This is a genomic window from Nocardiopsis baichengensis YIM 90130 (assembly GCF_000341205.1).
Classification (GTDB): Bacteria; Actinomycetota; Actinomycetes; order Streptosporangiales; family Streptosporangiaceae; genus Nocardiopsis_A; species Nocardiopsis_A halophila.
In genome coordinates, this window is record NZ_ANAS01000005.1 from 364,661 (window position 1) to 388,256 (window position 23,596).

General features: G+C 73.0%; 23 protein-coding genes. 13 read left to right on the forward strand and 10 right to left on the reverse strand.

The annotated features are described in order from the left end of the window. Positions 1–26 precede the first annotated feature (26 nt). Together C892_RS0105225 and C892_RS0105230 are read right to left on the reverse strand one after the other, a co-directional pair. The gene (locus C892_RS0105225; RefSeq protein WP_017556367.1) at positions 27–1,580 is read right to left on the reverse strand and encodes a GMC family oxidoreductase; all 1,554 of its coding nucleotides are present in this window, start codon (positions 1,578–1,580) and stop codon (positions 27–29) included. Positions 1,581–1,627: 47 nt separating this feature from the next. Further along, positions 1,628–3,160 (reverse strand): aldehyde dehydrogenase family protein, encoded by a 1,533-nt coding sequence (locus tag C892_RS0105230; RefSeq protein ID WP_026124141.1) that lies wholly within the window; start codon positions 3,158–3,160, stop codon positions 1,628–1,630. Positions 3,161–3,518: 358 nt separating this feature from the next. Between C892_RS0105230 and C892_RS0105235 the strand changes: the two genes are divergently transcribed. From C892_RS0105235 to C892_RS0105245, 3 genes are all read left to right on the forward strand, one after another. Then, positions 3,519–4,172, forward strand: coding sequence for a class II aldolase/adducin family protein (locus tag C892_RS0105235; protein WP_017539690.1), 654 nt, complete (start codon positions 3,519–3,521; stop codon positions 4,170–4,172). Positions 4,173–4,480: 308 nt separating this feature from the next. Next, entirely contained in the window at positions 4,481–5,500 is a 1,020-nt protein-coding gene (locus C892_RS0105240; RefSeq protein WP_017556369.1) for a TAXI family TRAP transporter solute-binding subunit, read from the forward strand. Positions 5,501–5,624: 124 nt separating this feature from the next. Beyond that, on the forward strand, positions 5,625–7,688 hold the full coding sequence (locus C892_RS0105245; RefSeq protein ID WP_017556370.1) for a TRAP transporter permease: 2,064 nt from the start codon (positions 5,625–5,627) through the stop codon (positions 7,686–7,688). 199 nt (positions 7,689–7,887) lie between these two features. On the opposite strand, the gene C892_RS0105250 is transcribed toward C892_RS0105245, so the two are convergent. From C892_RS0105250 to C892_RS28605, 4 genes are all read right to left on the reverse strand, one after another. Beyond that, a complete protein-coding gene (locus C892_RS0105250; RefSeq protein ID WP_017539693.1) occupies positions 7,888–8,250 on the reverse strand; it encodes a fluoride efflux transporter FluC in 363 nt (120 codons plus the stop codon). Further along, positions 8,247–8,762, reverse strand: coding sequence for a fluoride efflux transporter CrcB (gene crcB / locus C892_RS0105255; RefSeq protein WP_017556371.1), 516 nt, complete (start codon positions 8,760–8,762; stop codon positions 8,247–8,249). The genes C892_RS0105250 and crcB overlap by 4 nt, the downstream gene beginning before the upstream one ends. Positions 8,763–9,206: 444 nt before the next feature. Then, entirely contained in the window at positions 9,207–9,977 is a 771-nt protein-coding gene (locus C892_RS0105260) for an alpha/beta fold hydrolase (RefSeq protein ID WP_017556372.1), read from the reverse strand. A 216-nt stretch (positions 9,978–10,193) separates the two neighbouring features. Next, on the reverse strand, positions 10,194–12,464 hold the full coding sequence (locus C892_RS28605) for a penicillin-binding protein (protein WP_083934317.1): 2,271 nt from the start codon (positions 12,462–12,464) through the stop codon (positions 10,194–10,196). Positions 12,465–12,773: 309 nt separating this feature from the next. Here C892_RS28605 and C892_RS0105270 point away from each other — a divergent pair, with 309 nt between their 5' ends. Further along, a complete protein-coding gene (locus C892_RS0105270) occupies positions 12,774–13,328 on the forward strand; it encodes a DinB family protein (RefSeq protein WP_017556373.1) in 555 nt (184 codons plus the stop codon). Between the two features lie 182 nt (positions 13,329–13,510). After that, a complete protein-coding gene (locus C892_RS0105275; protein WP_017556374.1) occupies positions 13,511–14,245 on the forward strand; it encodes a Clp protease N-terminal domain-containing protein in 735 nt (244 codons plus the stop codon). Between the two features lie 166 nt (positions 14,246–14,411). Here the strand turns inward: C892_RS0105275 and C892_RS32545 are convergent, their stop codons facing one another. From C892_RS32545 to C892_RS32110, 3 genes are read right to left on the reverse strand one after another with little or no spacing between them, the layout of a single operon-like run. After that, the gene (locus C892_RS32545) at positions 14,412–15,113 is read right to left on the reverse strand and encodes an MFS transporter (RefSeq protein ID WP_051060472.1); all 702 of its coding nucleotides are present in this window, start codon (positions 15,111–15,113) and stop codon (positions 14,412–14,414) included. Further along, on the reverse strand, positions 15,053–15,577 hold the full coding sequence (locus tag C892_RS32550; protein WP_275041811.1) for an MFS transporter: 525 nt from the start codon (positions 15,575–15,577) through the stop codon (positions 15,053–15,055). The genes C892_RS32545 and C892_RS32550 overlap by 61 nt, the downstream gene beginning before the upstream one ends. After that, positions 15,490–15,813, reverse strand: a complete 324-nt coding sequence (locus tag C892_RS32110) for a hypothetical protein (protein ID WP_239647281.1) — start codon at positions 15,811–15,813, stop codon at positions 15,490–15,492. The genes C892_RS32550 and C892_RS32110 overlap by 88 nt, the downstream gene beginning before the upstream one ends. A 243-nt stretch (positions 15,814–16,056) precedes the next feature. On the opposite strand from C892_RS32110, the gene C892_RS0105285 reads away from it, so the two are divergent. Genes C892_RS0105285 through C892_RS0105295 form a run of 3 tightly spaced genes read left to right on the forward strand, consistent with a single transcriptional unit; the run spans position 16,057 to position 18,159 of the window. After that, positions 16,057–17,034 carry an ABC transporter ATP-binding protein gene (locus tag C892_RS0105285; RefSeq protein WP_017556376.1) on the forward strand — a complete coding sequence of 326 codons (978 nt, stop codon included), beginning with the start codon at positions 16,057–16,059 and terminating at the stop codon, positions 17,032–17,034. Next, positions 17,031–17,891 carry an ABC transporter permease gene (locus C892_RS0105290; RefSeq protein ID WP_017556377.1) on the forward strand — a complete coding sequence of 287 codons (861 nt, stop codon included), beginning with the start codon at positions 17,031–17,033 and terminating at the stop codon, positions 17,889–17,891. The genes C892_RS0105285 and C892_RS0105290 overlap by 4 nt, the downstream gene beginning before the upstream one ends. 7 nt (positions 17,892–17,898) lie before the next feature. Next, the gene (locus tag C892_RS0105295) at positions 17,899–18,159 is read left to right on the forward strand and encodes a helix-turn-helix transcriptional regulator (protein WP_017539700.1); all 261 of its coding nucleotides are present in this window, start codon (positions 17,899–17,901) and stop codon (positions 18,157–18,159) included. Positions 18,160–18,177: 18 nt separating this feature from the next. Here the strand turns inward: C892_RS0105295 and C892_RS0105300 are convergent, their stop codons facing one another. Next, entirely contained in the window at positions 18,178–18,648 is a 471-nt protein-coding gene (locus C892_RS0105300; protein ID WP_017556378.1) for a hypothetical protein, read from the reverse strand. A 158-nt stretch (positions 18,649–18,806) separates the two neighbouring features. Here C892_RS0105300 and C892_RS31180 point away from each other — a divergent pair, with 158 nt between their 5' ends. The 5 genes from C892_RS31180 (at position 18,807) to C892_RS0105325 (ending at position 23,389) form a co-directional block, all read left to right on the forward strand. Further along, positions 18,807–19,481, forward strand: a complete 675-nt coding sequence (locus C892_RS31180; protein WP_152513341.1) for a hypothetical protein — start codon at positions 18,807–18,809, stop codon at positions 19,479–19,481. A gap of 127 nt (positions 19,482–19,608) precedes the next feature. Then, positions 19,609–21,156 carry an integrin alpha gene (locus C892_RS0105310; protein ID WP_040685268.1) on the forward strand — a complete coding sequence of 516 codons (1,548 nt, stop codon included), beginning with the start codon at positions 19,609–19,611 and terminating at the stop codon, positions 21,154–21,156. Positions 21,157–21,280: 124 nt separating this feature from the next. After that, positions 21,281–22,513, forward strand: a complete 1,233-nt coding sequence (locus C892_RS0105315) for a helix-turn-helix domain-containing protein (RefSeq protein WP_026124143.1) — start codon at positions 21,281–21,283, stop codon at positions 22,511–22,513. A 220-nt stretch (positions 22,514–22,733) separates the two neighbouring features. After that, the gene (locus C892_RS0105320; protein ID WP_017556382.1) at positions 22,734–23,000 is read left to right on the forward strand and encodes a hypothetical protein; all 267 of its coding nucleotides are present in this window, start codon (positions 22,734–22,736) and stop codon (positions 22,998–23,000) included. Continuing rightward, positions 22,997–23,389 (forward strand): hypothetical protein, encoded by a 393-nt coding sequence (locus C892_RS0105325; RefSeq protein ID WP_017556383.1) that lies wholly within the window; start codon positions 22,997–22,999, stop codon positions 23,387–23,389. The genes C892_RS0105320 and C892_RS0105325 overlap by 4 nt, the downstream gene beginning before the upstream one ends. The last annotated feature ends 207 nt before the right edge of the window (positions 23,390–23,596 follow it).

Consider the following 23,596-nt stretch of genomic DNA (forward strand, 5'->3'; position numbering starts at 1 on the left):
GGACGGTCGGGGACGGGCCGGCCGCGCTAGGCGCGGTCGGCGCGGATCAGGTCGGCCGCACGCTCGCCGACGGCCAGCACCGTGACCATCGGGTTCGGCGAGGGCATGCTCGGGAAGACCGAGGCGTCGGCGATCCGCAGGCCGCGCAGGCCGCGGACCTTCAGCCGCGGGTCCACGACCGCGGCACCGTCGTCGGCGGCGCCCATCTTGCAGGTGCCGGCCGGGTGGTAGACGGTGTGCGCCGCCCGCCGACCGTACTCCGACAACTGCTCGTCGGTCACCACGTCCGGCCCCGGAGCGACCTCGCGGGCGATCCAGGACTTGAACGGCTCGGTCTCGGCGATCTTCCGCGCGATCTTCAGCCCGTCCACGATGGTCTGCTCATCGTAGCCCTCGGGGTCGGTGAAGTAGCGGAAGTCCAGGGCCGGCTTCTCCCGGGGGTCGGAGCTCTTCAGCCAGAGCTTCCCCCGGGAGCGCGAGCGCGGGATGTTCGGCGTCATGCACATGGCGCGCTTCCACCCCGGCGACTCGTAGCCCAGCCGCTTGGTGTTGTCGTCGAAGGGGATCTGGTACGTGTGGAACATCAGGTCCGGGCGCGGATCGGACTCGTCGCGCCGGATGAACAGCGCGCCGTCGGAGTGCATGACGGTCTCGTCCGGAACGTCCCGGTCGGTCTCCCACATGATGATGGACTCCGGGTGGTCCATCAGGTTCTCCCCGACGCCGGGAAGGTCGTGCCGCACGTCGATGCCGACCTGCTCCAGGTCGTCCTTGGGGCCGACGCCCGAGAGCATCATCAGCCGCGGCGTGTCGATCGCCCCGGCGCTGAGGATGACCTCGCTGTCCGCCGAGACGGTCACCCGCTCGCCGTCGGAGGTGACGACCTCGACGCCGGTGGCGCGGTCGCCGTCGAAGACGATCCGCTCGGCCCAGGTCTCCAGCATCAGCGTCAGGTTCTCCCGCACGTCCATGACGGGGTGCAGGTAGGCGACCGACGCCGAGGAGCGCCGCCCGGTGTAGGGGTCGTAGGCGATCGACAGGAAGCCGACGCCGTCACGGAACCCGCCGCCGTGCGAGGTCTCGGCGTTGAAGTCCTCCACCACCGGCACGCCGGTGGCCTCCGAGGCCGCCTCGACCCAGTCCTTGACCAGGTCGTTGCGGTCCTTCTCGGCGATGGGGACGATGTTGTTCTTGATCCGGTCGGCGTAGGCCTGGACGGTGGCGTTGTCCCAGCCCTCGGCGCCGGCCGCCACCCACTCGTCCAGGTCCTGGGCGAAGGGGCGGAAGCTGATCAGGGTGTTGTGCGAGGAGCAGCCGCCGAGCACGCGGGCGCGGGAGTGCACGATGTGCGAGTTGCCGCGCGGCTGCTCGGTGGTGGTGTACCCGTAGTCCAGGTCGCTCTCCAGCAGGCCCAGCCACTCGCGCAGGTTCAGCACCCGGTCCAGGTCGCGGTCGGAGGGGCCGCCCTCGATCACGCAGACGCTGACCGAGGGGTCCTCGGTCAGGCGGTTGGCGATCACCGAGCCGGCCGTGCCGCCGCCGACGATCACGTAGTCGTAGGTCTTCGCGTTCTGAGTCATGGACGCTCCATGTCTTCCGGTCGAGGCGTTCCGCGGGGCGCGGCCGGTCAGACCTCGCCGAACCAGCGCTGCGGCTCGGGGGCGAGGTTGCGGTAGATGTGCTTGGCCTCGCGGTACTCGTCGAGCCCGGCGTGGCCCAGCTCGCGCCCGATGCCGGACCGCTTGAAGCCGCCCCACTCGGCGCCCGGGAAGTAGGGGCCGTAGTCGTTGATCCACACGGTGCCGTGCCGCAGCCCGGCGGCGACGCGGTCGCCTCGGCCCGGGTCGTTGGTCCACACCCCGCCGGAGAGGCCGTAGTCGGTGTCGTTGCCGAGCTCGATCGCCTCGGCCTCGGTGCGGAACGTCTCGACGGTGACGACCGGGCCGAAGACCTCGGTCTGGACGATGTCCATCTCGCGCGAGCAGCCGGTGAAGACCGTCGGGCGGTAGAAGTAGCCGTCGGCGAGCTCGGGGTCGTCGGGGCGCTTGCCGCCGGCGATGATCCGGGCGCCCTCCTCGACGCCGCGGGCGACCGCGGCCTCGACCTTGGCCCGGTGCTCGGCCGAGACCAGGGGGCCGCACTGCACGCCCTCCTTCTGGCCGCAGCCGATCACGATGGCCTCGGCGCGGCGGGCCAGCTCGGCGGTGAAGGCGTCGTGGACGTCCTCGTGCACGATGAGCCGCGCCCCGGCCGAGCAGACCTGGCCGGAGTGGAAGAAGGCCGCGTTGAGCGCGTAGTCGACCGCGGTGTCCAGGTCGACGTCGGGGAAGACGATGTTCGGGTTCTTCCCGCCCAGCTCCAGGGCGACCTTCTTGACGGTCTCGGCCGCAGCGGCCATGATCCGCTTGCCGGTGGCCAGGCCGCCGGTGAAGGAGACCAGGTCGACGTCGGGGTGCTCGACCATGGCCGAGCCGACCTCGGCGCCGGTGCCCAGCACCAGGTTGACCACGCCGTCGGCGGGCACGCCCGCCTCCAGGCACAGCTCGACCAGCTTGCAGGTGGTCACCGGGGTGATCTCGCTGGGCTTGATCACCATGGTGTTGCCGGCGGCGATGGCCGGGGCCACCTTCCAGGCCAGCTGGAGCAGCGGGTAGTTCCAGGGCGTGATCATCGCGCAGACGCCCACGGGCTCGTAGACGACGCGGCTGAAGATCCCCTCGGGCGTGGAGACGATCCGCCCGGCGTCCTTGTCGGCCAGCCCGGCGTAGTAGCGGAAGACGCCGGTGACGTCGTCGACGTCGATCCGGCCCTCCTCGATCGTCTTGCCGGTGTCCAGGGACTCCATGACCGCGATCTCCTCGCGGTCGCGCTGGAGCAGGTCGGCGATCCGGCCGAGGATCGCGCCCCGCTCGGCGTCCGGGCGCAGGCGCCAGTCGCTCTCGTCGAAGGCGCGGCGGGCGGCGGCCACCGCGGCGTCGGCGTCGGCCCGGGTCCCCTCGCTGACCACGGTGAGCACCGAGGCGTCGTAGGGGTTGAGGACGTCACGGGTGCCGCCCTGGGCCGCCGCGCGCCAGGTACCGCCGACGAACATGCTCGTGGCGGCGGGCGATCCCGCATCCGACAGGTACTGCTTACTCGGAAGGGTTACGTAGGGTTGCATCACGGACCCCTCTTGCCCAGCAGAAACGCCTCAAAACACTTTAAACTAGGCGTTATTCGATCGTGACTTTCTAAAATCACGATGCTGACCTGCGAAAACATCCGCAAGGCCGACACGCAACCGTGGTTCACATCACGCAACAGATCAAGATTTGGTCACTGTAAGTGATGACCCTCGGTGACGGCCCGCGTCACCGTCCGCCCCCGGCCCCCTCCCCCACCCTGGACAACACCGCCCCAAGGAGGGGTAACGTAGATAAGGCATGCCTAATACGGCGGACCGCCGCCGGGCACGCCCAGTCCCCCACGCACCCCGCAACCGCCGGCCGCACCGCACCGGCCCGACCACGCGAGCGACCATGCTTCTAGAGCAAGAGCGCAGGGACGTCTCCCGCACCGCCCGCCGACTGGCCGCCGAGGGCCTCGCCACCGGCGGGGCCGGCACCGTCAGCGTCCGCTCCGGCGACCTGATCGCCGTCACCCCCGCCGGCGTCCCGCTGGACCGCGTCGAGCCCGCCGACTGCCCGGTGCTCTCCTTGGAGGGCGGCGTGCTGGAGGGCCGTCGCGCCCCCGCCGCCGACACCACGCTGCACATCGCCGTGCACCGCTGCGCCCGGCCCGGCGCGCTGGTGCAGGCGGCCGGAGAGCACGCCTCGGCGCTCTCGGCGGTACTGGCCGAGCTCCCGCCCGTGCACCAGGCCGCCGCCCGGCTGGGCGGAGCGGTCCCGGTCGCCGGCTACGCCGCCTACGGCTCGGCCGACCTCGCCGACCAGGCGGTCAAGGCGTTCAAGGGCCGCAGCGCCGCGCTGCTGGCCTGCCTGGGCGGGGCCGCCACCGGGGCCGACGCCGACCGGGCCTACGAAAACATGCGCCTGCTGGAGTGGCTGTGCGGGGTCTACGCCCGCGCCCGCACGCTCGGCGCGCCGCGGGTGCTCTCCGAGGAGGAGCTGGCCGAGGTGCGCCGCCGCGACGCCGAGGGCTGGGCCGGACCGGATCCGTTCCTGCCCTGCTGACCGGCGCGGCCGCGCCCGGACACCACCGGACCCCACGTGAGGCCTCTGAATTCCGGAGGATTTCCCGTGGGGTTTTCTCATATCCGGATCAGGGACGAATTCCGGAATCCCTCCGGCCGCATCCGACCCACTGGCATAATCCGGCCGAAGATCACTAGACTTCTCGCGCATCTCAACGATGAATCAGACAAATAACTCACGAAGGGGCAGCAGACGGGCCCGACCGGGAGAGTGACACGGCCCGGCGGGGGCGTCGGCCCCCGGAGCGCCCGCGCGCCCGCCCCGCCTTCGAGAGGACCCCCCACACGATGCGCAACCCCCTGGCCCTGGCCACCCTCCCCGCCTGTGCCGTCCTGCTGGCCGCCTGCGGCGCCCAGCCCGCCGAACAGGGCGGCGGGGACGACGACTACGGCAGCGTCACCATCGGGACGGGAAGCACCTCCGGCGTGTACTACCCGCTCGGCGGGGCGCTGGCCGAGGTGATCTCCGCCGAGGTCGACGGCGTCACCGCCTCGGCCACCTCCACCGAGGCCTCGGTGGCCAATATGAAACTGATCGACAGCGGCGAGGCGCAGATGGCCATCGCCCAGTCCGACGCCGTCTCCCAGGCGGTGGCCGGACAGATGGAGTTCGAGGGCACGCCGGTCGACGGCAAGGTGCTGACCGCGCTCTACCCGAACGTCTACCACGCGGTGACCCTGGAATCCATCAACGAGGACCAGGACTATGAGTGCTTCTCCGACGTGGACGGCGACCGGTTCTCGGCCGGCCCGGCCGGCAGCGGCAACGCCCTGGCCTCGGAGCTGATCTTCAACGCCCTGGAGCTCGGCTTCACCAGCACCGACGTCCAGCACCTGGACTACGCCGACACCTCCACCGCGCTGCGCGACGGCACCATCGACGCCGGCTCGTGGGTGGTGGGCGAGGGCCACAACACCCTGCTGGAGCTGGAGGCGACCGACCCCATCCACCTCGTCCCCTTCTGCGACGACGAGCGGGAACAGATCACCGACAGCTACCCCTACTACAGCGACCACGTCATCGAGGGCGGGACCTACTCCACCGTCGAGGACGACGTGGACACCATCGCGCTGTGGAACCTGCTGGTGGTCCCCTCCGACTTCCCCGAGGACGCCGCCTACGACGTGCTGGAGGCGATCTACGGCAACGTCGGCGACCTGACCGCGGTCTACGCCAACGGCGAGGACTACTTCGTCCCCGAGACCATGGCCGAGTCCTCGGTGGCCATGCACCCGGGCGCGGTCCGCTGGGCGGAGGACAACGGCGTGGAGCTGCCCGCCGAGGTCCTGCCCGAGTCCGGCTCCTGAGCCGACGGCCGGGGCCCTCCGCCGCGCACCCGCGGGGCGCCCCGGCCCGCCCGCCGGCTCCCGCCCCGCTCCCGGGGCCCGATCCCTCCCCGCCCCATGGGCGGGCCCTCCTCGGAGAGAACCCATGAACGACAGTCGCGCCGGACAGCCCGGCGAGCAGGCCCCCGGCGAGCGGCCCGCCGAGGACGCGGCCCCGTCCGGGGCGGGCTCCGCCACCGCCGGCGGCCGCCTCCCGGTCGCCGACGACGAGCAGGAGGGCACCGGCCCGCTGTGGCAGCGCATGGCCGCCCAGCGGTGGGGCGAGGGCGGGGCGGCGCGCGCCGTCGGCGCGGCCACCCTGGCCATCGCGGTGGCCTTCGGGCTCTTCCAGGGCTACACCGCGCTCTTCGTCGGCATCGACATCTACGTCCAGCGCGTGGTCCACCTGATGTTCGTGCTGGTGCTGGTCTTCCTGCTCAAGCCGGCCGCGCGGTTCGGCTGGGCGCGCAGCGCCCCGATGGCCGCGGTGGACCTGCTGCTGGTGGCCGTGGCGGTGGGGGTCTCGCTCTACCCGGTCCTCAACCGCACCGAGCTGCTGGAGCGCGTGGCCGCCCCCACCCCGGCCGACATCGCGGTGGGCGCCATCGCCCTGGTCCTGCTCCTGGAGGCCTGCCGGCGCACCATCGGCCCGTTCATGGCCTTCCTCGGCGCGGTCTTCCTCTTCTACGCCTGGATCGGCCCGCTGCTGCCCGGCGCCCTGGCCCACGGCGGCTACCTGTACCAGCGGATCGTCGCCTACACCTACTTCTCCGCCGACGGCGTCTTCGGCGTCCCCCTGGGCGTCGCGGCGACCTTCGTCTTCGCCTTCATCTTCTTCGGGGCGCTGCTGCAGAAGTCCGGCGGCGGCGACTTCTTCATCGGCCTGGCCTACGCGCTCACCGGCCGCTACACCGGCGGCCCCGCCAAGGGGGCGGTGGTCGGCAGCGCCCTGATGGGCTCGATCACCGGCAGCGCGATCGCCAACACGGTCACCACCGGCGCCTTCACCATCCCGATGATGAAGCGGGTCGGCTACTCCCGGCACGAGTCGGCCGGGGTGGAGGCGGCCGCCTCCACCGGCGGGCAGCTGCTGCCCCCGGTGATGGGCGCCGGGGCGTTCGTCATGGCCGAGATGATGGGCGTGCCCTACGCCGACATCGTGAAGGTCGCCATCATCCCGGCGCTGATGTACTTCGCGGTGGTCTTCCTCTTCGTGGACATCCTGGCGCGCAAGAACGGCATCGGCGGGCTGCCCGCCGACCAGATCCCGCGGCTGCGCACCACCCTGGCCGCCGGGTGGCACTTCATCGCGCCGCTGGTCCTGCTGATCACCCTGCTGCTGGCCTACGTCCCGCCGCTCCAGGCGGGCATGTACGCCATCGGCGCGCTGTTCGCCGTGGCGATGCTGCGCAGCGCCAGCCGCCTCACCCTGGCCGACATGGGCGAGGTGTTCGCGCTGACCGCCCGCAACGTGCTGGCGGTGTCGGTGGCCACCGGCGTGGCCGGGATCATCGTCGGCGTGGTGGGCCTGACCGGTCTGGGGCTGAAGCTGTCCGGGATGATCGTCGGCGCGGCCGCCGGCAGCCTGCTGCTCACCCTGGTGTTGGTGGCGCTGGCCTCCCTGGTGCTGGGGCTGGGCCTGCCGGTGACCGCCGCCTACATCGTGCTGATCGTGCTGGCCGGCCCCGCACTGACCGAGCTGGGGCTGCCGCTGATCGTGGCGCACATGATCGTCTACTGGTACAGCCAGGACTCCAACGTCACCCCGCCGGTGGCGCTGGCCGCGTTCTCGGCCTCGGGCATCGCCGGCGCCTCGCCCACCCGCACCGGGTTCGCCGCCTGGAAGTTCGCCAAGGGGCTGTACCTGATCCCGGTGCTGATGGCCTACTCGGCGATCATGCTGGACGGGAGCCTGGGCGAGATCGTGTTCTCCGTCGTCGGCGGCATGGTGGGGCTGGTGGCGTTCGCGGTGGCGCTGGAGGGCTTCCTGCTGCGGCCCGCCCGGCTGTGGGAGCGGGCGCTGCTCCTGGTGTCGGGCGTGCTGGTCTTCATGCCCGGCACCACAACCGACCTGGTCGGCATCGCGGTGACGGCGGCCCTGGTCGCCCTGCAGTTCCGCGGCCGCCGCCCGGCCCCGCGCCCCGAGGCCGCGACCGCCCCGGCCGCCTGACCGGTCGTGTCCGCTGGAGTGGTGGAACTCTCGGCCGCGTCCTTGTGAGCGGTGCGACCGCTGCGACGTGATCGGCGACCCCGCCCCGGTGCGCACCCCCTCCTCGCCGTTGATCTCGGGCGAGTCGGGGTAATACCGGCGAGTATTACCCCGACTCGCCCGAGATCAACGGGGGTATCGGCGCGGGCGGGGACGGGCCTCACCCGGTGATCGCGCGGGCGAGGGCGGCGCCGATGAGGGCCGCCCCGAGCCCGGAGGCGACCGAGGCCGCGGCGTTGGCGAAGGCCAGGAAGCGGGCGCCGGTGCGGGCCAGCCGGAAGGTCTCGTAGCCGAACGTCGAGTAGGTGGACAGCGCCCCCAGCAGGCCCGTCCCGGCGAAGGCCTGCAGCGCCGGCGGCAGCGCCAGCGCGGCGGCCGCGCCCAGCAGAAGGCAGGCGGTGGCGTTGGCGGCGTGGGTGCCCCACGGGAACACCGAGTCGTGGCGGGCCTGCACGAAGCGGTCGGTCAGGTAGCGCAGCGGGGCGCCCACGGCGGCGCCCAGGGCGACCATCAGCCAGGTCATCGGTTCCCCCTCCGGTTCCGGACGGCCGTGGCGACCGCCTCCGCCGCCGCCACGCCGAGCGCCACCGCGGCCAGCGCGCCCAGCAGGGTGCCGGCCAGGTAGGCCAGCGCCCAGCCGGCCCGGCCGGCCTCCAGCAGCTGCTGGGCGTCGACCGCATGGGTGCTGAAGGTGGTGTAGCCGCCCAGCACCCCGGTGCCCAGGAAGGGGCGCATGAGCCGGGAGCCGGGGCGGGCCTCGACCACCACCATGAGCACCCCGATCAGCAGCGCCCCGGTGACGTTGACCAGCAGCGTGGACAGCGGGAGGCCGCCGGGTCCGTGCGGCACCAGGACGTCGGCGCCGTGCCGGGCCAGGGCGCCGATCGCGCCCCCGGCGGCGACCGCCCCGAGCACGGCCCCGGGGGCGCGGGCGAGTTCGCGGACCTGGCGCGGCGAGCGCAGGTCGACGTCGGGGTCGATGGGCCCCCGGTCCGGGGCCGCGGTCGCCCCGGTGCGCGCGGGTTCGGTGGTCATGGACGTCTCCCATCAGCAGTCGCGGGCCGCCCCGGGTACGGGGCCGTCGCTGACAGGGACCGTTGGCGGCCGATCGCCGCGGTTCCCCCGCGCACCGCGCGGGGCGGCGGGCCCCACCGCCACCAGGCGATGATAACCGCCCGCGCCCCGCATCCCCGGGACAGGGCCGGGCGGGAGCGGCGCGTCGGGGTTGCTCCGGTCGACCGCGCGTGCGCCCGCGCAGGGGAACGCGCACCGTAGTTCCGGCATTCGACCATATTCCGGCGGATCAACGACAGAAATCGCATTTCCCCTGCCGAACTCGAAATGCCGTCGAAACGACCGCCATCCCGGCTCCAGTGCGCGGCACCGCCGCACCCTCCCTCGTTGATCTCGGGGAAGTCGGGCTTAAGAGGGCCGTCATAAGGCCGGGTTCCCCGAGATCAACGAGGATCCGGGCCCGGGTCAGTCCGCCAGGTGGTCGAGGAGGAGTTCGTTCACCCGTTCGGGGCGTTCCACGCCGGCGATGTGGGCGGCGCCGCGCACCAGCTCGAACCGGGCGCCCGGGATGCCGGCGGCAAGCCTGCGGCCGTACCCCGGGGGCAGCTGCGCGTCGTGCGCCCCGGCCACCACCAGGGCGGGCACGCGGATCCGCGCGATCCACGGGAACTGGTCGGCCGGGGCGACCGCCTCCCAGCAGTCGGCGAACCCGGCCGGGTCCACCCCGGTGAACTCCTCGCCCACCCGCTGCACCACGTCCGGGCGCTCCTCGGCGAAGCCGGGGGTGAACCAGGACAGCGTCGCCTCCCCCCGGACCGCGGCCATGCCCTCCGTGCGCGCCCGGGCCGCCGTGCGCAACCACTCCCCGGCGCGCGGCACCCGCGCCGCCCCGGACAGGTAGGCCAGCCGCCGCAGCCGTTCCGGAGCGTTCACCGCCAGCCAGGTGGCCAACGACGCGCCCCCCATGCCGGCGCCGACCACCCGGATCGGTCCCAGGTCCAGGACGTCGAGCAGTCGGCTCACGTCCCGCCCGAGGTCGTCGAGGCCGACGCCGCCCGGCGGCGCGGGCGTGGCACCGTGGCCCCGGTGGTTGATGCGCAGTACGCGCATGCAGCGGGTGAGCTCGGGCATCTGCGGCTCCCACACCGTCCACTTCACGCCGAAGGGGGGAAGGAGCAGGACGACCGGGCCGTCAGGCGGCCCGTCGAATCGGTGCTGCAGGGGAACTGCGGTCATGCGACCCCTCCGGGGGCCGATCCTCACGACATGATCGCCCAACCTAGCACATGAGTGACACACGCCACATGAGCACTGAGAATGCGCTCCGGACACGGCCCTCGGCAGGAGGACTCCGCGGTTCCCTGCGCGCTGGGGACGGCCGGGAAGCCCGTCGCGGGTCTGCGCGCCGTGCCGCCCCCGGTGCCCCGGGCGCCGTGGCCGGCGGACGCGCGTTCAGGCCGGGCGCGAGCGGAAGATGTTGACCACCGCCCCCTCGGGCAGGGGCGTCCCGGCCGAGGGGTTGGTCGAGGCGACCATGCCCTCCCCATGCTCGGAGGGGACGCGGACGCCGCCCTCGCGGACGCGGAACCCCACCTTCTCCAAGACGGCCTCGGCCTCCTCGAAGCTCCGGCCCCGCACGTCGGGCACGGGCGGTCCCGGCTGGCGCCGGGGCGCCGACCCCACGGAGAACCCCGGCCGCAGCGCGGAAGGGCGGGGCTCGGGGAAGGCGGTGGCGTCGGTCCCCCGCAGGGCGCCGCGTATGCCGTCCCGCCAGATGGGCCCGGGGATCGTGGAGCCGTAGACCACCGAGTGGTACCGGCCGCCGATGGACACCCCGCGCAGCGGGTGGCGGGCGCCGCCGCGCGGGTCCCCCACCGCGACGGCCGAGGCCAGGTCGGGCGTGTACCCGGCGAACCAGGCGGCGGCGAACGCGTCGGTGGTGCCGGTCTTGCCCGCCGCCGGGCGCCCGGGAGCGAGCCCGTGCGCGGTCCCGCCGTCGGTCAGCGGGGCGCGCATCACGTCGTTGACGGCGTCGGCGGTCGCCTCCTCCAGCGCGCGCTCGCACACCGGGTCGACCGGGTGCTCCTCTCCGTCCGCGGCGACGATCTCGGCCACAGGGCGCGGCTCGCAGCGGACACCGCGCGCGGCGAGCGTCGCGTAGGAGACCGCCACGTCCAGCGGCGCGACCTCCTGGTCCCCCAGCGTGAAGGAGTTCCACTCGCCGAAGGGCTTGCCGTCCGCGCGCTTGGCGCCGAGGCGCTCGGCCATCCGGACCGTGTCGCACAGCCCGACCCGCTTCTGCAGTTGGGCGAAGTAAGTGTTGGAGGAGTGCTTGACGCCCTCCTCCATGTCCTGCCGCCCCTCGTCGCTGTCCCCGGAGTTGCGCACCTTCCACTCCCCGAGGCGCTCGCCCGAGCAGGTGCGCTGCCCCGTCACCGTCGTCGACTCGGGCGAGTCGAACGTGGTGGCGACGCCCATCCGCTTCTCCAGTGCCGCGGCGACGGTATAGGCCTTGAAGACCGAGCCCGCCTGGAAACCGGTCCCTCCGCCGTGGCCGGCGTCCACGGCGAAGTTGAGGGAGGTCTGGTCCGGTTCGTCGCCGTCGAAGCCGTACTCCCGGTTCTGCGCCATGGCCGTGACGTCCCCCGTTCCGGGCTCGACCATGGCCTGGACCGCCACCTTGCCCGCGTCCGCATGGCGGGGCACGTGGCGGTCCACCGCGCGCTGGGCCGCCTGCTGGGCGTCGGGGTCCAGAGTCGTGCGGATCGTCAGTCCTGAGCGCCGCACCCAGCGCGCGCGCTCCTCGGCCGTCGCCCCGAAGCGGGGGTCGTTCTCGATCCAGGCGATCACGTACTCGCAGAAGTAGGGGTGGTCGCTCTCGAAGCACCCGCCGCCGAGCGGCGTCATGTCCAGGCCGAGGGGCCGGTCCGCCGCGCTCTCGGCCTCCTCCTCGCTGATCACGCCGACCTCGGCCATGCTGTGCAGCACCGTGGCCCTGCGGTCCAGCGCCGCCTCGGGGCGCTCCACCGGGTCGTACACCGCCGGGCCCTTGACCAGTCCGGCGAGCGTCGCCGCCTGCACGGCGTCCAGGTCGGCGGCGTCCACCCCGAAGTAGCGCTGCGCGGCGGCCTGCACCCCGTAGGCGCCGTTGCCGAAGTAGGAGATGTTGAGGTACCCCTCCAGGATCCGCTCCTTGGGCAGCGCCGACTCCACCCCGAGGGCGTAGCGCAGCTCGCGGATCTTGCGGGCCAGGGTCGTCTCGGTGGCGCGCGCGGCCTGCTCGGGCGTCTCGGCCGCCTCCACCAGCACGTTCTTGACGTACTGCTGGGTGATGGTGGAGCCGCCCTGGGTACTGCCGCCGAGGGTGGCCAGCGCTGCGCGGAACACCGCGCGCATGTCGACCCCGGCGTGCTCGTAGAAGCGGCGGTCCTCTACGGCGAGCACGGCCCGGCGCATCACCGGGGCGATGGCGTCCAGCGCCACCGCTTCGCGGCGGCGGTCGTGCACCGTGGCGAACTCCTCGCCGTCGGCGTCCAGCAGCACCGACTGCTGCATCATGCCCGAGGGGGCGAACCCCTCCGGCATCTGCAGCGCCGACCGGGCGGCGTCCCGCGCCACCACCGCCCCGCCGCCGGCGGTGGCCAGCACCATCGCGGCGACGAGCAGTCCGGCGACCGCCGAGAGCCGCACCAGGTGGACGACCGACACCGCAGCCGATCCCATCACGCCCGCACCCCCATGCGCTTGGGTCCCGCCGCGCCCGCTCCCCCATGCGCTCGGGTCCCATTCAGCGAATCTAGGCAGGCGCGCACCATCGGGCGGTCAAAGACGGGCCGCGTGCCGGTCATGATGGCCGACCGGTCTTCCGGGCCGGATGTGGAGGACCCCGTCCCGCCACAGTCCCCTGGCGCCGCCACCACGCCTGCGTCATCGCGGACCGAAACCGACCGCAATGCCTTCTACCGTCGGGACGTCACCGCGAGAACGACCGCGAGAACGACTCTGAGAACGACCGCGTGAAAGGCGGACCCCATGGCCGAGCACACCGCGCCCGCGCACACGACCGAGCGCGACGAGATCCTGGAGATCCTGCGCGAGCAGCGCCGCTTCCTCCGCCTGACCGTCCGCGGCCTGAAGGGGGAGCAGGCGAGCCGCCGCACCACCGCCAGCGAGCTGACACTCGCCGGCCTGGTCAAGCACGTCGCCCGGACCGAAAAGGGCTGGATCGCGATCATGAACGGCCGCACGGAGGGCGACCCGGACCGCGAGGCGGCCTGGGGCGACGACTTCCGGCTGGTCAGGGACGAGTCGCTGGAGGACGTCCTGGCCTTCTACTCCGAGGTGGAGGCGGAGACGGAGCGGGCCGTGGCCGCGCTGCCCTCGCTCGACCACCCCGCCAGGCTGCCCGAGGCGCCGTGGTTCCCCGAGGACGCCGCGTGGTCGGCGCGGCGGATCCTGCTGCACCTGATCCGGGAGACCGCGCAGCACTGCGGCCACGCCGACATCATCCGCGAGTCCCTGGACGGCGCCACCACGACCGCGGTGATGGGCGAGGCCGTCGAATGGGGCGACCGTACGGAGGACTGAGGACGCCGGCCGCCGTTCGGCCCGGTCCGGGACGGTCCGGGACGGTCCGGCGCGGCCGTCCCGGACCGGACGGGGCCCTCCCCTCCGGTGCACGCGCCCGCCGCACCCGCGGCGGCGGGCCGCCGCACGATTACCGTCAACACACGGTTGACGACAAGAGAACGTCAACTTACCGTTGACGTATGAGCGAGAACGAACCGGTCCAGAACACGGTCCCCGTGCGGCTGGACGACCTCATCGACGCGATCAAGAAGTCCCGCACCGACCCGCTGCGGCAGCTCACCGACGCCGTCGTGGCCGCCGAGCACCTCGGGGACGTCGCCGACCACCTCATCGGCCACTTCGTCGACCAGGCCCGGCGCTCGGGCGCCTCCTGGACCGAGATCGGCAGGAGCATGGGCGTGAGCAAGCAGGCGGCCCAGAAGCGCTTCGTGCCCAAGGAGCCCCTCGACCCCGAGGAGGGCTTCTCCCGCTTCACCCCCCGCGCGCGGAACGCGGTCGTCGCGGCCGGCAACGAGGCCCAGCGGACGCGCAGCGCCGAGCTGGTGTGCGGCCACCTCGTCCTGGGGCTGCTCGCGGACGGCGACGCGATCGCCGTCCGGGCCGTCGCCGACCAGGGCGTCGACCTGGACGGCCTCCGGCAGGCCGCCGAGGCCGCGCTGCCGGCCGCCGCCGACGAGGTCCCCGAGCCGGTCCCCTTCGGCACCGATGCGCGCAAGGCGCTCGAACTCACCTTCCGGGAGGCCCTGCGCCTGGGCCACGGCCACGTCGGCACCGAGCACATCCTGCTCGCCCTACTGGAGCAGGAGGACGGGAACGGGCCGCTGTCCGGGGCCGGCGTGGACAAGGAGGCGGCCGCGGACTTCATCACCCGCACGCTCGCCGCCATGACGGCCTCCTTGAAGGCCGGCGAGTAGGAACCGGCGAGCACGCCGGCCGGCGACACCGGGGGCCGCGGAGCGGCCGCACCGCTGCCCCCGGATCGATGTTCCCCGCGCTCCGTGTTCGCCCGGAGGGCGAAGAGCTCCCCGCACCCCGGGCCCGGATCCGGCACGACCGGCCGTGCGGCCTCCGGTCGCCGGGTCAGCTCCCCGCCACCGGAGGCCGTGCCTCCTCGGTGGCGCCGCCTTCGCCTCCGTCCCCCTCTTCGCCGCCGCCCTGTTCCCGCTCGGGCACGGCGAAGTCGCGCATCCGGCGCAGCGGGGAGAAGACGAGCACCAGCGGGCTCAGGGCCATGCCCACCGCGAACACCGCGATCGCCTCGCGCACCCCGATCAGCTCGGCCACGGCGCCGCCCAGCAGCGCGCTGAGCGGGATCAGCCCCCACACGATGGTGCGGATGGTCGCGGTCAGCCGCCCCAGCAGCTCGGGCGGGCACTCCCGCTGGCGGTAGGCGATCTGGCAGGTGTTGTACATCGCGGTCCCCGCCGCCAGCACGGCCGAGCCGAGGACGAACAGCCCGGCCTTCCAATCCGGCGCGGCCAGCGGCAGCAGCAGCCCGAAGGGCATCGTCACCAGCCCGGACACCCAGGTCAGCCGGGCCTGCCCCATCGCCTCGGACAGCCGGCGGGTCACCGCCGCACCGGCGATCGCGCCCAGCGTCGCCCCGGCCATCATCCACCCCACCGCCGCCGGGGGAAGGCCGGCGGTGCGGGTCAGGAACAGCACCTCGAGGGCGAAGATCGCGCTCATGAAGAGGTTGATCAGCGCGGTGTTGAGCACGATCAGCCGCAGCAGCCGGTGGCCGAGCAGGTAGGCCACGCCCTCGCGGATCCGCCCCGCCATTCCGGCGCCGCGCACGGGCTCCGGGGCGGGCTCGCGGGTGCGGATGGCCCCAGGAAGGACAGCGAGACCAGCGCCGTCAGCGCGTTGGCGCCCAGCGTCCCCGCCGCGCCCAGCACCTGGACCAGCGTTCCGGCGATCCCCGGCCCGGCGAACCCGGAGGCCGAGCGCACCGCCTGCAGGCGCGAGTTGCCGTCGACCAGCCGGTCCGCCCCGACCAGGCTGGGCAGGTACGTCCGGTCGGCCACGTCCCCGAAGAGCCGGGCGCACCCCAGCAGCAGCGCGACACCGACCAGGAACGCCGGGTCCAGCAGCCCGAACGCGTAGGCCAGGGGGACCGAGGCGAGCAGCACCAGGCGCGCGGCGTCGGCGGCCATCATCACGGTGCGCCGGCGCATCCGGTCGACCCAGACCCCGGCGGGCAGGCCGAGGAGCAGGAAGGCCGCCTGTTCGGCTGCGGCGAGCAGGCCCCCTCGAAGGGGGCGGCGCCGAGCAGGACCACCGCGGTCAGCGGGAGGGCGACCTCGGTGACCGCGCCGCCGAGCTCGTTGCTGACGTGCGAGGCCAGGAAGAAGCGGAAGTCCCGCCTGCTGCGCGCGGCGTGGCCGGGGCCGTCCCGGTCCGGGGCACCGGGGGCGGGCGCGTCGCGGTCGCGGGCCGAGGAGGGGGATCGGAACCGTCGGACACGAGAGCTTCCCTTCACGCCGCTGTGGCGGGAACCGGAGCGGTCGACCGATTCTGTCACCGCGTCCGAACAGCCCGTGAACAGGCCGGTCGGTTCCGCCGATACGGCCGCGGCGCCGCCGCCCCGACTGCGGATCAGGCGCCGTCGGGCCCGTCTCCGGCGAGATCCGCACCGCTGTCCGCATCCGGACAGCAGCCTTACGAGCATATGTAGTACATGTGCTACAAATGAACGTACACCTCCCACGGAAGGACGGCGTCCATGGCTCTCACCGACGAGGGGCCCACCCGGGTCCCGGCGGGCTCCCCGGGGGCGGGGCCCGCCATCGAGGTACGCGGGCTGCGCATGCGCTACGGCACCAACGACGTGCTCAAAGGGGTGGACCTGCGCGCGGACCCGGGCGAGGTCATCGTGCTCCTCGGTCCAAACGGCGCAGGGAAGACCACCACCGTCGAGATCCTGGAGGGCTTCCGCATGCCCTCCGCGGGCGAGGTGTCGGTGCTCGGCACCGCCCCCGCGACCGGGAACGAGGCGTGGCGGGCCCGGCTCGGGGTGGTCCTGCAGTCCTGGCGCGACCACGGCAACTGGCGGGTGCGCGAGCTGCTGGCGCACTTCGCCGCGCACTACACCCCCTATTCCACGGCCGAGCGGCCGCGCCCGCGGGACGTGGACGGGCTGCTGGCGGAGGTCGGGCTGGCCGGCCACGCCGGCGCCAGGATCGCCTCGCTCTCCGGCGGGCAGCGGCGGCGCCTGGACGTGGCCATCGGCATCGTCGGCCGCCCCGAGGTGCTCTTCCTGGACGAGCCCACCGCCGGGTTCGACCCGCAGGCCCGGCGCGACTTCCACGACCTGCTGCACAGCATGTCCGACGAGGAGGGCACCACCATCCTGCTGACCACCCACGACCTGGACGAGGCCGAGAAGCTGGGCGACCGCATCCTCATCCTCGCCGGCGGGCGGATCGTCGCCGAGGGCAGCGCCGAGCGGCTGGCCCGGCAGGTCGGCGGCGAAAGCGAGGTGCGCTGGACGCGGGCCGGGCAGCGGTTCGTGCACACGGCCCAGGACGGGACCGCGTTCGTCCGCGAGCTGCTGGCGCAGCACGGCGACGAGGTCGCCGACCTGGAGGTGAAGCGGGCCAGCCTGGAGGACGCCTACATGGAGCTGGTGGCCCGGCACGAGTCGGGGCGGGCGGACGAGGCCGCCGCGGTGCTGGACGGGACGGAGGGGATCGGACGATGAAGGCGATGAACCTGAACGGGCACATCCTGCGGCGCGGCCTGGCCGAGGGGAGGCTCGCCCTCCTGGCCTCCCTGCGCAGCAGGCAGGAGATGTTCGGCACCGCGGTGTTCGTCGCGGCGTTCATCATCGGGCTGTCGTTCGTGCGCGACCAGACCGTCGACGGGACCGGTGTCGCCGCCGCGACGGCTTCGCTTCCGGGCGTGCTGGGCATGGCCGTCGTCTTCGTCGGGGTGCTGTCGACGGCGATGGTGCTCGCGACCGAGCGGGAGGACGGCACCCTGCTGCGGGCCAAGGCGCTTCCCGACGGCATGGCCGTCTACCTGGTCGGCAAGGTCGTCTTCGCGGCGGCCCTGGTCCTGACCACCGTGGCCCTGCTGGTGCTGCCCGGGCTGTTCCTGTTCGACGGGCTCGCCGCCGGGCTGGCGACCGGGTGGCCGCTGCTGCTCGGGGTGCTCCTGCTCGGCATGGTCGCCTCGATCCCGGCCGGGACGGTCCTGGGGTCGATGTTCGACAACCCCCGCCTGGTCAACGGCATCGGGATGATCCCGGTCATGGGGCTCACGATGATCTCCGGCGTCTTCTACCCCATCACGGTCCTGCCCGGGTGGGTCCAGGCGATCGCGCAGGCGTTCCCGATCTACTGGATCGGACTGGGGCTGCGCTCGGCGGTACTGCCCGACAGTATGCTCAGCGCGGAGATCGGCGAGTCCTGGCGGCACCTGGAGATGGTGGGGGTGCTGGGCGCGTGGTCGGTGGCCGGGCTGGCCCTGGCACCGTGGCTGCTGCGCCGGATGGCGCGCCGGGTGTCCGGATCGAACGTGGAGAAGGCGCGGCAGAAGGCGATGCAGCGTGTCTAGTGGTGCGGTGTCCAACCGGTCGAAGGCCGGGGCGAACGCGGAGCGGATCTACAACCGCATCGCGGTGCTGCGCGCGGAGCGCGGCATCTCCCGCCGCGCCTTGGCCGAGGCCCTGGGGGTGCACTACCAGACCATCGGCTACCTGGAACGCGGCGAGTACAGCCCCAGCCTGTACCTGGCACTGAGGATCGCCCAGTTCTTCGAGGTGCCGGTGGAGGTGGTCTTCTCCACCGAGCCCTTCCCCAGGATCGGCAGCGCGGAGGCCTGAGGGGACACGGGGCGCGGGCTATGCGCGCCCGCGCCGCGCCAGGAGGCCCGTGACGCAGGCGGCCGCCAGGAAGACCGCACCGACCACCGGGAACACGACGGTCGCGGCGCCGAAGCCGATGTTGGCGCCGATGACCGGTGCGGTGGCGATCGCCCACCACACGCCCGCCATCACCGGCAGGGGCACCAGGAGGAGGACGGCGGCCAGGTGCAGGCCGCCGATGCGCCCGGTCGCGGCGCGCCGGACGAGCAGGGCGAGGCCGGCGAGCGCGACCGCGGTCCCGGCGATGCCGATCGCGATGACCGCTCCCTCGGGCACCGCCGGGGGAGCGACCGCGTAATCGGCCTCGGACAGGGGGAACCCGTGGCGCGCGGCCACCTCGGCGGGCGGGGTCCGGGACATCCACCAGGCTGCGGGGGCCGCACCGAGGAGGAGCGCTCCGCCCTGGAGAACCGTGGAAGAGGTCTCGCTCTTCACCATCGTGTCCATACCGCCATCCTCCCCTGCGCAGGGCGTCCCGGCATGAGTAGGCATACTCATCGGCAGCATACGACGGCCGGGGCCGCCCGTCCCCATCCCCCGAGAGGCACCATGCTCGCCCCTAAAGCCGCCGCGATCGTCTGTGTCGTGTTCGCATCAGCCGCCGGATGCGGGTCAGGCACGGACGACGCCCGACAGGTCTCCCCTCCCCGTCCCCTTCCGGCTCGCCCTCCCCTTCCGCGTCCTCCTCCCCTCCTGCCCCCGAGGGGAAGGAGGCGGCCTACCGCAACCTGGCGCTGACCGTCCCTGAAGACTGGGAGGTACGGGTTCAGGAGGACGACTTCAGTCACCCGGCGGAAATCGGGATCGGCCCTGAGGAGTGGACGATCCTCATCCCTGGGGAGTGCGAGGCCGACAGGGCCGGTTTCGGCAACTCCGACGAGGCCGCCTGTCCGCACGTGAAGGTCCTCGGCCCCAAGGCCATCGCGGGGGCGGGGCACGGAATGGCGCTGAGCGCCGACGGGCCGGCGATCCCGTACGACCCGTCGACGAACCCGTCCCCCTGCCCCATCGGCGTGGTGACCCGGCGGACCGACATCGCCGCGGAGGCAGGGGAGTGCGCCGCGTTCACGACGAGGCCGGTGGGCGACAAGAGGGCCGCCTACGCCGAGGTGACGGCGGTGTGCATCGACCCGGAGAACAGCACGGCGGCCGACGGGAGCCCGATCCTGTTCGGGTACGACCGGCGCTACCGGTTCCTTCCGGAGTCGGAGATCCTGCTGGTGGACAACTACGGGATCGAGGCGATGGACGGGATCCTCGCCGGGGGCCGCCTGGAGTGAGCGCACTGACCGCACAGGCCGCGCTGACCGCACAGGCCCGACGGGTCCGACGGCACGTGTGCACCGGCGCCCACCGGTTAGGGGAGAGGGCATCCCCTATCCCCCCCACACGAGGAGATCCGACCTCATGAGAATCGGAGAATTGGGAGTCCTCGGTGTCGCCGTCGTGACGGGCGCGTTCGCCGCGCCCGCTCCCGCCGCCGCGGATGAGCCGTCCGCGTCGGAGCGGCCCGCGCAGTCCTGCTCGGGCGATCTGACCCCCGGCACCAGCGACTTCAACGGCGACGGACACGCGGACCTCGCCACCGGCGACCCGTTCGCGAGCGCGGACGGCCATCCGGACGCGGGGGCCGTCACGGTCCTGTACGGAGAGGCCGACGGAGGCGTCGGGGCGGGCGACCGCGGCCGCATCACCCAGGAGACGCCCGGCGTCCCGGGCGGGGCCGAGGACGGCGACCGGTTCGGCTTCGCCACCGAGGCGGTCGATCTGAACAGCGACGGCTGCACGGACCTGGTCGTGGGGATCCCCGGCGAGGACCTGTCCGGTGTCGCGGACACCGGCGCCCTGGTGGTGCTGTACGGCTCGCCCGACGGGCTCGGGCAGGGGCATCCCACAATGTGGATCGACCAGGACACCACGAGCATCCCCGGCGCGCACGAGACCGCCGACCAGTTCGGCTACGAGCTGGCGGCCGCCCCGGCGAAGGGGCCCGACGCCGCCACCATCGTGGCCGGCACCCCGTACGAGGACATCGGCTCCACCCGGAACGCCGGCTCCGCCACCGCCATCTGGATCACCAGCCCGGACAGGATCGGGGCGGCCCGGTGGTTCGACCAGGACACCCCGGGCGTGCCCGGCGGCCCCGAGGCCGACGACCTGTTCGGCTCGGACGTGGAGCTGGCCGAGGTCTCGGGCTCCACCGGGCGCTGGGACCTGGTCGTCGGCCTGCCGTACGAGGACCTGGGTTCGACCCAGGAGGCCGGCGCCGTCACCGTGGTCGAGGACATCGCCGAGGCGGTGTACGAATACCCGTCCACCTGGTGGGACCAGAGCTCGCCCGGGGTGGCCGGAAGCGTCGAGGCGGGCGACCTGTTCGGCACCGACCCGCGGTTCGTGGTGACCCCGGAAGGCGGCTACGTGGCCGTCGGGGTGCCGGGCGAGGACCTGGCCGGCGTGCAGAACGGCGGCATGGCCCAGGTGTTCCGCACCTCGGGCGAGGGGCTGGAACCGCAGCGCACCCTCCACCAGGGCAAGCCGGGGACCTCGGACGGCATCGAGACCGACGACTACTTCGGCAGCGTGCTGCACGGGGTGACCCGGCCCGTCGCGGGCGGGGACGCCCGGCTGGCCGTCGGTGTGCCCACCGAGGACATCGCCGGCGCGCTCGACGCCGGGGCGGTCCAGTCGTTCTCGCTGGACGCGGTCGGCTACGAGGACCGCTGGTACCAGCAGGGCGCGGGCGGCGTCCCGGACGAGCCGGAGGACCGCGACCGGTTCGGCGCCTCCGTGGGCAGTGCGGGCGCCGGTGACGACCAGGTCCTGCTGGCCGGAGCACCCCGGGAGGACGGCCACGGCGCGGTGCACGCCCTGCCCTTCGGCGACGGCGGCGGCACCAAGTGGGAACCGGCCACACCTCAGGCCAACCGCTTCGGCTTCACGGTGAGCGGCCATTAGCCGACCCCCGGGGGCCGCCCGGCCCGACAGCCCGGGCGGCCCCCGGTCCTCCGGAACGGGTTCCCTGACAGTACGGCCGCCTATGCTGGGCCGCACGGAGCACACGTCGGCAAGGGGGACGCCCATGAACGACGTCGGCGCGATCGGGGAACGGCTCCGGAGGTTCCGGAGACGAGGCGGCCTGAGCCAGGAGAAGCTCGCTGAACTGGCGGGACTCAGTCCCGGCGTGATCAAGAAGATCGAACGCGGAGGCACGGCGCGCCTGGAGACCTACCATGCCCTCGCGCGCGCCTTGAAGGTCAGGACCTCGGCCCTGTTCGACTCTGCGGGTCCTCGGCAGAACCCGCGCGCCGATGACGACAAGCTCGACCTGCTCCCGCTGCGGCAGGCGATCTCACCACCGATCACCCTCTCGGGACGTGCCGGCCTCGACATGCCCGACGAGGAACCCGACCTCGTCCGGCTGCGGGCGTCGGCCGAGTCGGCCGCGATCGCATATCACCGCGACAAATACCCTGCCATGGGCGAGCTGCTGCCCGCTTTGGTGCGCTCGACGCACACCGCCGTCGATCATTACACCTCCGGCCCGGAGCGGGCAGAGGCATTGGCGGTACGTTCCGAAGTCCTCCAGATGGCGGGGCGCTATCTCACTCAGGTTCGCGCCTACGACTTGGCGCACATGGCGCTGCGGGACGCGGTCAGAGACGCCGCCGACGCAGGCGACAGGCTGAACGCCGCCTCCGGGATCATCGGGCAGGCGTGGATACTGCTGCGGCAGGGCCGCCTGGACGAGGCCGAGCAACTCGCCTCCCACACCGCCGACAGCATGGAACCACGCATCTCCTGCGCCCCCCGTGAGGAACTGGCCGCTTGGGGTTGGCTGCTCTTGCGCGCCTCGGCCGCGGCCGCACGGAACAACCGCCCCGATGAGGCCACGGAACTGGCACGGCTCGCCCGGACGGCGGGGAGCGCCGTCGGCACCGGGGTCACCGATCACCTGCGCGGTTGGGGCACGTTCGGACCGTTGACGGTGGCGCTGAAGGCGATCGAGAACGAGATGGTCGCCGATCGCCCCGACCGTGTCCTGACGATGTCGTCGCGCCTGCCGGACGGCGTCGGCCGAGCGACGTCGGACAACTGGAACCGCCACCGCTTGGACGTGGCCCGGGCGAACGCGACGCTGCACCGCGGCGACGAGGCCACACGCGTGCTGATGGCGCTGTACTCCGACGCTCCGGAATGGCTCAAGCACCAGCGGCTCGCCGCCGACACGCTCGCAGACGTGCTGAAGACGCGGAAGCGCACCCTGACCGAGGAGCAGCGCAAGCTCGCCGCACATCTGGCCGTCGACGGATAGCCCTAGGGACACGACACATGTCCCTAGACCGCACCCGCAAGCCGAACAGACACGCTCCGTGTCTGTTGCAGCGCGTTGAGCGCCCATAGTCTCCTGCCATGTCGACCACGGCGATCCCCACTTGGGCTTTTGAACAGGTGAAACGCCGTGCTCTTGAAGGACCCCCGCGACGCTGGCAGGCGTCCGGGGGCGTGGCCACCAGCTGACTGGAGCTGACGACATGGCAGACCTTAACCGCACCCATGGGCAGGTCGCGACGCGATGGGGGCGCTCTCCCGAGTACGCCGACGCCCACGCCGCCGCTGCGCGGCTGCAGGCCCGGTACCCGCAGATGGTGATCTGGTTCGGGGAGACCTCCGGCCGCTTCTACGCGATGGACGCCTCCGGCCTGCACGAGCGCCCGACGCTCGACGCGATCACGATGCTCGTCTGGCAGCGCACCAACCGCCCCCGCCCGCGCGGCGCCGTGGCGGTGGCCGCGCGATGAGCCCCGCCGAGCCGATCCGCTTCGACGACCTGGCCGACCTCTACGACTGGGCGACCGCCGTGGAGGGCCGCGTCGAGCTGTCCGAGCGAACACCGACCGCCGACGTCTCCACCGTCCGCTCCGACCACGCGACCGCTGAATGCCGCGTTCCGCCCACCCCCGACGATGCGGCATTGCGGCGCCTGAACGCCGAGCACGCCGGACTCTGGCGCATCTGGCGCTCCTCCGACGAGCACGGCCGCCCCGCCGCATGGGTGGCCACCAACATCGGCGTCCCACGGGCCGCGCCGACCCTGCACGAAACCAGCCTTGAGCGGCTCGAAGCCCAGCTGAAGTCCCCACCGCCCGGCTTCGCCGGACCGCTCACCGCACTCACACTCACGGACTGAGGGAGGAGGGGACCGCGGCGGGCGGTGGGGTTGCCCACCTGACTCCGCGTCCTCTCACCGAGGTCGCCGCCGGCTCCGTGGGGTGGCCGTTGCCCTGCGAGGGGTCCGCCGGGGAGCGGGCGGTGATCGATAGTGGTGGTTTCACCACTTCAGGCCGCCGATAGTGGTGATGTCACCACTATCGATGCGCTCTGGTGAGCCGACGGC